Origin of the sequence: Actinophytocola sp., assembly GCF_035942955.1 — a bacterium.
GTDB lineage: Bacteria > Actinomycetota > Actinomycetes > Mycobacteriales > Pseudonocardiaceae > DASYTH01.
The window spans coordinates 1-9962 of the sequence record NZ_DASZCQ010000283.1; the positions used below are offsets into that span (position 1 = coordinate 1).

At 71.6% G+C, this 9962-nt stretch carries 13 protein-coding genes; 6 read left to right on the forward strand and 7 right to left on the reverse strand.

The genetic code is table 11. The features are described 5' to 3' along the window. Positions 1 to 1272 (forward strand): vitamin B12 dependent-methionine synthase activation domain-containing protein (locus VGX25_RS28660; protein WP_326921040.1); only part of this gene is annotated, 1272 nt, incomplete at its 5' end. Then, the gene (locus tag VGX25_RS28665; protein WP_326921041.1) at positions 1269 to 1952 is read left to right on the forward strand and encodes an HAD family phosphatase; all 684 of its coding nucleotides are present in this window, start codon (positions 1269 to 1271) and stop codon (positions 1950 to 1952) included. The genes VGX25_RS28660 and VGX25_RS28665, both read left to right, overlap by 4 nt. Here VGX25_RS28665 and VGX25_RS28670 read toward each other — a convergent pair. Both VGX25_RS28670 and VGX25_RS28675 read right to left on the reverse strand, forming a co-directional pair. After that, on the reverse strand, positions 1924 to 2298 hold the full coding sequence (locus VGX25_RS28670) for a PIN domain-containing protein (RefSeq protein ID WP_326921042.1): 375 nt from the start codon (positions 2296 to 2298) through the stop codon (positions 1924 to 1926). The genes VGX25_RS28665 and VGX25_RS28670 overlap by 29 nt on opposite strands. Before the next feature lie 17 nt (positions 2299 to 2315). Further along, the gene (locus VGX25_RS28675) at positions 2316 to 2585 is read right to left on the reverse strand and encodes a hypothetical protein (RefSeq protein ID WP_326921043.1); all 270 of its coding nucleotides are present in this window, start codon (positions 2583 to 2585) and stop codon (positions 2316 to 2318) included. Positions 2586 to 2655: 70 nt separating this feature from the next. Here VGX25_RS28675 and VGX25_RS28680 point away from each other — a divergent pair, with 70 nt between their 5' ends. Together VGX25_RS28680 and hisG are read left to right on the forward strand one after the other, a co-directional pair. Beyond that, the gene (locus tag VGX25_RS28680; protein WP_326921044.1) at positions 2656 to 2919 is read left to right on the forward strand and encodes a phosphoribosyl-ATP diphosphatase; all 264 of its coding nucleotides are present in this window, start codon (positions 2656 to 2658) and stop codon (positions 2917 to 2919) included. Between the two features lie 15 nt (positions 2920 to 2934). After that, on the forward strand, positions 2935 to 3780 hold the full coding sequence (hisG, locus tag VGX25_RS28685) for an ATP phosphoribosyltransferase (protein WP_326921045.1): 846 nt from the start codon (positions 2935 to 2937) through the stop codon (positions 3778 to 3780). Positions 3781 to 3946: 166 nt separating this feature from the next. Here hisG and VGX25_RS28690 read toward each other — a convergent pair whose 3' ends face one another. Both VGX25_RS28690 and VGX25_RS28695 read right to left on the reverse strand, forming a co-directional pair. Further along, complete coding sequence (locus tag VGX25_RS28690; RefSeq protein WP_326921046.1) at positions 3947 to 4723, reverse strand: thioesterase family protein; 777 nt, start codon at positions 4721 to 4723, stop codon at positions 3947 to 3949. Then, positions 4724 to 5623, reverse strand: coding sequence for a RecB family exonuclease (locus VGX25_RS28695; RefSeq protein WP_326921047.1), 900 nt, complete (start codon positions 5621 to 5623; stop codon positions 4724 to 4726). 211 nt (positions 5624 to 5834) lie between these two features. On the opposite strand from VGX25_RS28695, the gene VGX25_RS28700 reads away from it, so the two are divergent. Further along, positions 5835 to 6968, forward strand: a complete 1134-nt coding sequence (locus VGX25_RS28700; protein ID WP_326921048.1) for a site-2 protease family protein — start codon at positions 5835 to 5837, stop codon at positions 6966 to 6968. 69 nt (positions 6969 to 7037) lie between these two features. Next, positions 7038 to 7871 carry a tRNA (adenine-N1)-methyltransferase gene (locus VGX25_RS28705; protein WP_326921049.1) on the forward strand — a complete coding sequence of 278 codons (834 nt, stop codon included), beginning with the start codon at positions 7038 to 7040 and terminating at the stop codon, positions 7869 to 7871. A 3-nt stretch (positions 7872 to 7874) separates the two neighbouring features. On the opposite strand, the gene VGX25_RS28710 is transcribed toward VGX25_RS28705, so the two are convergent. Genes VGX25_RS28710 through VGX25_RS28720 form a run of 3 tightly spaced genes read right to left on the reverse strand, consistent with a single transcriptional unit; the run spans position 7875 to position 9873 of the window. Beyond that, positions 7875 to 8417 carry a hypothetical protein gene (locus tag VGX25_RS28710; RefSeq protein ID WP_326921050.1) on the reverse strand — a complete coding sequence of 181 codons (543 nt, stop codon included), beginning with the start codon at positions 8415 to 8417 and terminating at the stop codon, positions 7875 to 7877. Next, complete coding sequence (locus VGX25_RS28715; protein WP_326921051.1) at positions 8404 to 9090, reverse strand: hypothetical protein; 687 nt, start codon at positions 9088 to 9090, stop codon at positions 8404 to 8406. The genes VGX25_RS28710 and VGX25_RS28715 overlap by 14 nt, the downstream gene beginning before the upstream one ends. A 42-nt stretch (positions 9091 to 9132) precedes the next feature. Further along, on the reverse strand, positions 9133 to 9873 hold the full coding sequence (locus VGX25_RS28720) for a hypothetical protein (protein ID WP_326921052.1): 741 nt from the start codon (positions 9871 to 9873) through the stop codon (positions 9133 to 9135). Between the last annotated feature and the right edge of the window lie 89 nt (positions 9874 to 9962).

Sequence of the window (9962 nt, forward strand, 5' to 3'; positions counted from 1 at the left end):
GGCATCAAGCAGCCGATCTCCAGCATCCTCGACGCCGCGGAGGAGCACCGCGCCGACGTGATCGGCATGTCCGGCCTGCTGGTCAAGTCCACGGTGATCATGAAGGAGAACCTCGAGGAGATGAACTCCCGCGGGGTCTCCACGCGCTGGCCCGTCCTGCTCGGCGGCGCCGCGCTCACCCGCGCCTACGTCGAGAACGACCTGACCGAGCTGTACCTCGGCGACGTCCGCTACGCCCGCGACGCCTTCGAGGGACTTCGGCTCATGGACGCGATCATGGCCGCCAAGCGCGGGGAGTCGCCGCTGGTCGACGCGGAGCTGCAGGCCAAGGCCGAGGAGCGCCGGGCCCGCCGGCAGCGCTCGCTGCGCATCGCCGAGGCGCGCAAGGCGGCGGCCGAGCCCGAGGACGCCCCGGTGCCGGCCCGCTCGGACGTCGCCACCGACGTGCCGGTCCCGACCCCGCCGTTCTGGGGCACCCACGTCGCCAAGGGCGTCGCGCTCGCCGACTACTCCGCCCTGCTCGACGAGCGCGCCACGTTCATGGGTCAGTGGGGTCTGCGCGGCGCCCGCGGCGGCCGGGGCCCGTCGTACGAGGAGCTGGTGGAGACCGAGGGCCGGCCCCGGCTGCGCTACTGGCTGGACCGGCTGGCCACCGACGGGATCGTCCAGCACGCCGCCGTGGTGTACGGCTACTTCCCCTGTGTGTCCGAAGGGGACGATCTGGTGGTGCTCTCCGCGCCGGATCTCGATGCGCCCGAGCGGATCCGGTTCACCTTCCCCCGCCAGCGCAAGGAACGGCGGCTGTGCCTGGCCGACTTCTTCCGTCCCCGCGAGTCCGGCGAGGTCGACGTCGTCGCCTTCACCCTGGTCACGATGGGCCAGCCGATCGCCGACTACGCCCAGGAGCTGTTCAACGCCAACGCCTACCGCGACTACCTCGAGGTCCACGGTCTCGGCGTGCAGCTCACCGAGGCGCTGGCCGAGTACTGGCACCTGCGCATCCGCACCGAGCTCACGTTCGCCTCCGGCGCGTCGGTCGCCGCCGAGGACCCCGCCGATGTCGAGGAGTTCTTCAAGCTCGGCTACCGCGGCGCCCGCTTCTCGCTCGGCTACGGCGCCTGCCCCGACCTCGAGGACCGCACCAAGATCGTCGACCTGCTCCGCCCCGAACGCATCGGCGTCAAGCTCTCCGAGGAGTTCCAGCTCCACCCCGAGCAGTCCACCGACGCGATCGTCCTGCACCACCCGGAAGCCAAGTACTTCAACACATGAGCCTCCCCGCCGCCGTCCTGTGGGACCTCGACGGGACCCTCATCGACTCCGAGAAGCTCTGGGACATCCCGCTCTACGAGCTGGCCGAACGCCTCGGCGGCCGGCTCTCGCAGCCCACCCGGGCCGCCATGGTCGGCACCAACGTCCCCACCACCCTCGACCTGCTGTTCGCCGACGTCGGCATCATCCCCGACGCCGACCAGCGCGCCGAAGCCGCCCGCTGGCTCGACAAGCGCATGGCCGAGCTCTACGCCGCCGACGTCCCCTGGCAACCCGGCGCCCGCGAGGCCCTGGCCACCATCCGCGCCACCGGCCTGCCCACCGCCCTCGTCACCTCCACCGAACGCCCCCTCACCGAGCTCGCCCTCGACACCATCGGCCGCGACCACTTCGACGTCACCGTCTGCGGCGACGAGGTCGACGGCCGCAACAAACCTCTCCCAGACCCCTACCTCAAGGCCGCCCGCCTGCTGGACGTCGCCCCCACCCACTGCCTCGCCATCGAAGACTCCCCCTCCGGCACCACCTCAGCGGTCGCCGCCGGCTGCACCGTCCTCGTCATCCCCAGCGAAGTCGAAGTCCCCCCAGGCCCCCGCAGAATCTTTCGAGACTCGTTGGTCGGCCTCACCCCCACCGACCTCGAAGCCGCCTTCAACGAACTGTCACAACCTCCGCCCTGACCCCAGGAAGCTCGCCGAAGGCTGCAGCTTGATCCGTGGTGAGCAACGTTCTCCCGGTCACGGCGGCGGTCGCCGCAATGATCAGATCGTGCGCGCCTCGCGGTCGACCGATCTTGCGGACATGGTTGCTCAACAAGGCGTGCATCCTTGCCACCTCAAGGGTGTAGTCCTCAATGAGGAATGCAGTGAAATAGCCCTCCATCAAGAGGGCCTGCTCATCTTGCCCAGCCGAGGCCCACCCCTCGACACCGACTAGCAGTTCCATCGCGGTCACGGCAGCGATCGCGGGGTCATCGTGTCCGATGACCGATTCGAGGTCCAGCTTGCACTTCTCCGATGCGATCAAGATGCCGGTGTCGAGGATTACGTGTCGCGCCACAGGTGCTCTCGCACACCACCCGCCGACTCGCGCAATTCGCGGACGACTTTCTCCAAGTGATCGCCGAACTCGGGATCGGGCGGATGCTTCCGCCTCAGCTCCGCCAGGCGCTCCGCGACCGTGGTGCGGTCGGGAACGAGACGCGCCATGGGCGCACCATCGTCGGTGGTGATCAGCACGGTCTCGCCGTTCGCGACTTGGCGAAGCATCGAGGCGGTCTCTCGTGTCGCCTGGGTCTCGGTCATCGATCTCATGTGGTCAGGCTATGTGAGTGGGGGGCCCGCGCCCATCACACGATGGGGTGGGATGGGAGGATCTGGGGTTGTGAAGACGTTCGACGAGTTGTTCGCCGAGCTGAGTGAGCGGGCGCGGGTTCGGCCGGCGGGGTCGGGGACGGTGGCCGCGCTGGATGCGGGTGTGCACGCGCAGGGCAAGAAGGTGCTCGAGGAGGCTGGCGAGGTGTGGATCGCGGCCGAGCACGAGTCGGACGAGCGGCTGGCCGAGGAGGTTTCCCAGTTGCTCTACCGGGTGCAGGTGTTGATGCTCGGGCGCGGGCTCACGCTCGAGGATGTCTACCGTCACCTCTAAAGGGGAGTGTCCACAATGCTGCGTGTCGCCGTGCCGAACAAGGGCGCGCTGGCCGGTCCCGCCTCCGAGATGCTGTCCGAGGCCGGGTACCGTCAGCGGCACGAGCCGCGCGACCTGACCGTGCTCGACCCGACCAACAATGTCGAGTTCTTCTTCCTCCGCCCCAAGGACATCGCCATTTACGTCGGTTCCGGCGACGTCGACCTGGGCATCACCGGCCGAGACCTCGCCCTCGACTCCGGCGCCCCCGTCGACGAACGGCTGGCGCTGGGCTTCGGCGCCTCCACCTTCCGCTATGCCGCCCCCGACGGTCTCAAGTGGACGGTCGCCGACCTCAACGGCAAACGCCTCGCCACTGCCTACCCCCGCCTGGTCACCGACGATCTGGCCAAGCACGGCGTCACCGCCGAGGTCATCCGCCTCGACGGCGCCGTCGAGATCTCGGTCCAACTCGGCGTCGCCGACGCGATCGCCGACGTCGTCGGCTCCGGCCGCACCCTCCGCCAACACAATCTCAGCGCATTCGGCGACCCCATCTGCATCTCCGAAGCCGTTCTGTTGCAACGCAAGGGTTCCGGCAACTCCCCGGCATGCGACCAGATGGCTGCCCGACTCCAGGGCGTAGTCTTCGCCCAGCAGTACATGATGCTCGACTACGACTGCCCCAAATCCCTCCTCGACCAGGCCATCACCCTCACCCCCGGCCTCGAGTCCCCCACCGTCGCCCCCCTCGCCTCCCCCGACTGGGTCGCCGTCCGCGCCATGGTTCCCCGCCCCGACGCCAACCTCATCATGGACCAACTCTCCGCCCTCGGCGCCAAAGCCGTCCTCGCCTCCGACATCCGCTCCTGCCGCCTCTGAGGCAAAAGCAATGTGACATTGCTTCCCACCCAACACCCCCACCCGGCAACCCCAACCCGGTACCGACTCGCCCCGCCCGCAACTCCCCGCCAATCGCACCCGGCAACCCAACCCAGCCCCATTGCCAACCCCAGCCGCCCAGCACCCCCACCCCGAACCCACCCACCTACCGCGGCCGCACCATCAACGCCTGCGTCCCCACCCCCACCGGCCCAACCCGGTCATGCAACACCGACTGCGCCGTGCCCACCCCATGCGGCCCGATCACCGTCTCGGCGTCGAGACCGATCCACTCACCCTCCGGCTCCCGGTACACGTGCACCGTCAACTCCGGATTGATGAACCACCACGACCGCGGATCCAGCCGGCTCGACACTCCACTGCCGGAGTCGGCAACCGTTAGCAACCGCTGCAGCCCGGTGGGGCTCTCCCCGGCCACCAGATCGACCTGCTGCCGCACCCACACCGTGGCCGGGCCGGGCGCGCCGAAGCTGCCGTGCAGCGCCCGCCATTCCATCGCGTCGAGGTAGCCCGGTCCCCACCCCTCGGGCCGGGCGACCGCCGTGGCCCGCTCGGGCGGGTCGAGCGCCGCACCGGCGCCGGCCGCCACGTCCGTGCTGTCCGAGCGCACGATCCGCCAGGCCCGGCCGCGCACGACGGCCCGGCCGCCGGCGCGGATCTCGCCGGACAGCAGCTCCACCGACCGGCCCGGCCGCTCCACCCCGGCCGAAACCTCCAGTTCGGCCACCGGCACCGGGCCCAGGATCTCCACCGTGAGCCGGGCGATCGCCGACGGGGTGCCCGCCGGGATCTCCTCGAGCGAACGCATCAGCAGCGCGCTCGGCGGGCCGAGGTGCTGGCTGTCCGACGTCCACGGCCCGGCCGTGTGCTCGGTGGACCGGAACCGCCCTTGTCCCAACGGTTCGTAGAAGGCGCCACCCATTCAGTCTGCCCGGTCCACAACGGACTCCTCGCCGGGGTCGGGCTCCGGCCAGCCGGGGTAGTCCGGCGGGGTGTTGCCGAAAGCGGGGCAGCGCTCCTGGTGTGAGCACCACTCGCACAGCTTGCCGGGGTTGGCCCGGAAGTCGCCGGTCCTGCCGGCCTTGAGGATGGCCTGCCAGATGGCCTCCAGCGTGCGCTCGAACCGGGCCAGCTCCGCCTCGTCCGGCGTGTAGGTGAGCGACTGCCGGTCGGCAAGGTACATCAGCCGCAGCTGGCGCGGCACGATCCCGCGCAGCCGCCACAGGGCCACGGCGTAGAACTTCATCTGGAACAACGCCTTGGCCTCGTTGAACTCCCGCGGGGCCACGCCGCTCTTGTAGTCGACCACCCGCAGCTCGCCGGTGGGCGCGACGTCGAGCCGGTCGATGTAGCCGCGCAGCAGCACGCCGGAGCCCAGCTCGGTCTCGACCAGCAGCTCGCGCGCCTCGGGCGCGACCAGGCGCGGGTCCTCCAGCCGGAAGTACCCGTCGATCAGCTCGCCGGCCGAGGCCAGCCACTCGGCCACCTCCTGGCCGTTGGCGTCGGCGAACAGCTCGGCCAGCTCCGGCCGCTCCTCGCGCACCCGCTGCCAGGCGGGCGCCACCAGAGCGTGGGCCACGTCGGGCAGCCGCCGCTCGGCCGGCAGCCCGAACAGCTCCTCGAGCACGGCGTGCACCACGATCCCGCGGACCTGCGCGGGCGACGGGGTCTCGGGCAGCCGGTCGATCGCGCGGAAGCGGTACAGCAGCGGGCAGTGCTTGAAATCGCTGGCCCGCGACGGGGACAGCGCCGGCCGCCGCGGCTCGGGGACCTCCTGCGATCCGGTCGACTCCGACACGAGCGGCAGGGCGGTGTCCGTCATGCCAGGAACCCTAGGCCAGACCACCGACATCCCCGCCCAACCTGGCCCCGCGAGTCGGCCGCCGGTGGCTGGACTGAGGAGCAGCGCAGGTCGCCCAGCGACCGAGCAGCGACGAGGGAAGACACCGGGCCGAGGCCGCGAGCCGCCCGAGCGAGGGACGAGCGAGGGCAATTCAACACAGTTTCACCGGGGTGGGCCTACGCTGCCTCGGGTGACGACGAGCTGGGCCGGGTCGGCCGGGCGGGACGGCGGCCTGCTGCTGTTCCGGTTCGGCGGCGTGCCCGTGCTGCTGTCGCCGTCGTGGTGGCTGGGGTCGCTGGCGATCGTGGTGCTCTGGGCGCCGCTGGTGCGGCGGTTCCTGCCGGACGCCGGACCGCCGGCGTCGCTCATGCTGGCGGCGGCGTTCGCGGTGCTGCTCGGCGCCTCGGTGCTCGCCCACGAGCTGGGGCACTGCGTGGCGGCGCTGCGGTTGGGGCTTCCGGTTCGCCGGGTGCGGCTGTTCCTGCTCGGCGGGCTGTCCGAGATTGCCAGGACGCCGCGCCGGCCGGGGCAGGAGAGCCTGGTGGCGGTGGCCGGCCCGGTGGTCTCGGTGCTGCTGGCCGGGCTCTGCGGCGTGCTGCTGCTGATCATCCCGGCCGAGGGCGCGATCTGGCTGCTGATCCTGCAGTGCGCGTTCGCCAACGCCGTGGTCGCCCTGTTCAACCTGCTGCCCGGCCTGCCGCTGGACGGCGGGCGGATGCTGCGCGCCGGCGTGTGGGCGGTGTCCGGTCGGCGGGGCACCGGCACCAGGGCCGCCGTCGTGGGCGGTTGGCTGGTCGCCGGCGCGCTGGTGCTCTGGGCGCTGTGGGGCCTGGCCACCGAGAGCCCGGACCGCTGGCTGCGGCTGGGCGTCTGCCTGATCACGGCGTGGTTCGTGGTCGAGGGGGCCGCCGGAGAGCTCGCCGCCGAGCAGCGCCGGATGTGGCCGCCCGGCCTTCGGCTGGCGGACCTGGTCAGTCCCATTCTGCAACTGCCTGCAGAGAGCCCGGTGGCCAGCGCGCTGACCGCCGCGGCGGGGCGGGGCGTGGTGCTGGTCCGCGCCGACGGCGTCGCGGCCGGGCTGCTCGACCGGGTGGCCGCCGAGCGGCTGGCCGAGCGGTCCCCGATGGCCCCGGCCGAGCACGCCGCCGAGCCCATCCGCCCGGAGTCGGTGCTGCTGGAGTCCGAGCCGGGGGAGGACATCGTCGAGCGGGTTCTGGAGACCGCGGCGTGGCAGTTCCTGGTGGTGGATCAGGACGGCCGGCCGTCCGGGGTCCTGCGCCGCGAGGACCTGCGGGCGGCGATCGAGGCGCACCCGGCGACCTGAGGACGTCCCTGCCCGCCGCCACATGATCCGTGCCGTGCGACGATCCACCCCGGCGTTGAAAGGAGCTCAGTGGCGGCACGCAGGGCGAGTGGCCCGTTCCAGGCCGGCGACCGGGTCCAGCTCACCGATCCGAAGGGTCGGCACTACACGCTGGTGCTCACCGAGGGCGGCCGGTACCACACCCATCGCGGCGGGATCGCGCACGACGACGTGATCGGCCGGGCCGAGGGCTCGGTGATCACCTCGGCGGCCGGGACGCCGTACCTGGCGCTGCGGCCGTTGCTGTCGGACTACGTGCTCGCCATGCCCCGCGGGGCGCAGGTGATCTACCCCAAGGACGCGGCACAGATCCTCATGTGGGGCGACATCTTCCCGGGCGCCAGGGTGCTGGAGGCCGGCGCCGGCTCTGGCGCGCTGACCTGCTCGCTGCTGCGCGCCGTCGGCCCAGCGGGATGCGTCACGTCCTACGAGATCCGGCCCGATCACGCCGAGCACGCCGAGCGCAACGTCGTGGCGTTCTTCGGAACCCGACCGTCCAATTGGGACCTGCAGGTGCGCGATCTTGCCGAGCACGACGGCGAGGTCGACCGGGTGGTGCTGGACATGGTGTCGCCGTGGGACGTTCTGCCCACGGTGGCGGCCAACCTGATCCCGGGCGGGGTGCTGGTCGCCTACGTGGCCACGGTGACCCAGCTGTCCCGGATCACCGAGGCCCTGCGTGAGCAGCAGTGCTGGACCGAGCCGCAGGCCTGGGAGACGCTGCTGCGCCCGTGGCACGTGGTCGGTCTGGCGGTGCGGCCGGAGCACCGGATGGTCGCCCACACCGCGTTCCTGGTCACCACCCGCCGGCTCGCCGAGGGCGTCGTCGCGCCCCGCCGCCAGCGCCGCCCGAGCCGGGGTTGAGCCTCAGTCCACGCACCAGGTGCCGTCCTGCTTGCGCAGCGGCAGCGGGGTGACCGTGGACTGGTCGCCGATGATCAGCTTCAGCTCGACGGTGGCGGTGTCCCCGGTCAGCTCGGGCTCGGCCGCCAGCTCGACCCTGGCCTCCGGCGGCGTGGCCTCGACGGCGCCGACCGCCTCCGGGTCGCAGCTGATCTGCTTGAGGGTTTCCGGATCGCGCGCGTTGATCGCCTTGACCGCCTGCTCGGCGACGGCCTTGACGCTGCCGGCGTCGGCCGAGCCGGGGTCCGGTTGCGGCGCCGTCGAGACCGGGCCGGTGCCCGTCCCGGTGGTCGGCGCCGCCGAGGTCGAACCGGCGCCCGTGGCCCCGGATCCGGCGGAGGTGGGGGAGTCGTCGCCGGTCAGGAAGTAGATCCCGGCGCCGACGGCGCCCAGCACCAGGATGGCGATGGCCGCGGCGATGACGACCGTCCGAGTGGTGATCTTCTTGGCGGGCAGGTCGGCGGGCTCGGTCACCGGCTCGCGGCCCGCGGGGTCAGACGGAGACACACCAACCGGCGTCCTTCTTGTCCAGGAAGAGCGGGAAGTCCTCGATCGGGTCGCCCGAGCCGAGCGTCACCTTGACGTTGATGCTGGCGCTGTCCTCGCCGTAGGTCTCCGGCTTGCCGGTGACCTCGACCTTGCCGCCGGAGTCGAAGAGCAGCCCGGTGTCGTTCTCACAGGTGAGCGACTTGGCCGCGCCCTCGTCCTTGTCGGTCACCGCCTTGGCGTACTTCTCGGCCACCTCGATGATCGCGGCGTCGCCGGCGCCGCCCCCTCCGCCACCGCCGCCGCCACCACCGCTGCTGGTCCTCGGCGGCGTCGCGCTTTCGGTTCGGTCCGACGTCCTGGTCTTGGGCTGGGAGCCGGAGGTCTTCGGCTTGGACGTGCTCGTCTGGCCGCCCGTGGACGCGGTGTTGGAGGGCGTGTCATCGCCCTTGGTCAGGAAGTAGATCCCGGTGCCCGCGCCGCCGAGCACCAGCACGGCGCCCGCGACGACCGCGGCGATCACTCCGGCGTTAGTCTTCTTCGGCGGCGGCGGTCCGCCGGGTCCTCCCGGGTAGCCGCCGTAGCCGGGGGGCTGCTGCCCGTACTGGGCCGTCGGGTCCTGCCCGTACGGGCCCGGTTGCTGCCCGTGCGGCTCCTGCCCGTACGGGCCGGGCTGCTGCGGTGGGTAGGTCATGCCCCCCGACTCCTTACTCCTTGGTGGTTGTCACGGTGGCGGTCAGGCTTCACCCTCGCCGCAGAACCGCCACTTGCCGGTCTCCTTGACGATCTTGATCTTGATCTTGGGTGTCCTGGTTTCGCTGCCCTTGGTCAGCTTCAGGTCGATCTTCGCTACGGCCGTGCTGCCGGTGACGTCCGGCTCGCCGTCGGCGGTGGCCGTGATGTCGTACGGCGCGAGCTGCTGCTCCAGCTCCGAGGTGTCGGTGCCGAACTTCTCCTTGTACGCGTCGCAGGCCTCGGACACCACCGAGCCGAACTGCTTGCTCTCGTAGGCGGCCATGTAGGCCTGCTGCACGTCGGCCGCGCTGTCCCCGCTACCCCCGTTGCTCGGGCTGGACTCGGTGCTGGTGTCGTCGGTCGGTGGGTTCTCCCCGGAGTTCGAGCCGGTGTCGGGCGGGTTCTGCTGCGACGTGCCGGGCGACGCCGAGCCCCCGCCGTTGCCCTTGGTCAGGAAGTAGATCGCGGCTCCCGCCCCGCCGAGCACCAGCACGGCGACCACGATCACCGCGATGATCATGTTCTTGCTCTTCTTGGGCGGCGGCTCGTCCGGGCCGCCGAAGCCACCGAGGCCCTGGTAGGCGGTGGGCTGCTGACCGTAGGGCGGTGGCGGTCCGTACGGGTCGGGGCGCGGCGGCTGCGGTGGCTGGCCGTAGGGGCCCGGTTGGCCGTACGGGCGTGGAGGCTGGCCGTACGGGCCGGGCGGGCCGGGCGGACCTGGTGGCTGCGGCGGGTAGGTCATGGGCCCCGACTCCCTTGCGTCTGGTCCGGCACGAGAACGGTGGTGAACTGGCGGTTCGAGGCCCATGCTATGGGGCCTGCGAGACGTCG

Coding starts and splice junctions, on each gene's coding strand:
- VGX25_RS28720 (WP_326921052.1), bottom strand. CDS start 9,873: ATGACCTACCCGCCGCAGCCACCAGGTCCGCCCGGCCCGCCCGGCCCG.
- hisG (WP_326921045.1), top strand. CDS start 2,935: ATGCTGCGTGTCGCCGTGCCGAACAAGGGCGCGCTGGCCGGTCCCGCC.
- VGX25_RS28695 (WP_326921047.1), bottom strand. CDS start 5,623: ATGACGGACACCGCCCTGCCGCTCGTGTCGGAGTCGACCGGATCGCAG.
- VGX25_RS28690 (WP_326921046.1), bottom strand. CDS start 4,723: ATGGGTGGCGCCTTCTACGAACCGTTGGGACAAGGGCGGTTCCGGTCC.
- VGX25_RS28665 (WP_326921041.1), top strand. CDS start 1,269: ATGAGCCTCCCCGCCGCCGTCCTGTGGGACCTCGACGGGACCCTCATC.
- VGX25_RS28715 (WP_326921051.1), bottom strand. CDS start 9,090: ATGACCTACCCACCGCAGCAGCCCGGCCCGTACGGGCAGGAGCCGCAC.
- VGX25_RS28675 (WP_326921043.1), bottom strand. CDS start 2,585: ATGAGATCGATGACCGAGACCCAGGCGACACGAGAGACCGCCTCGATG.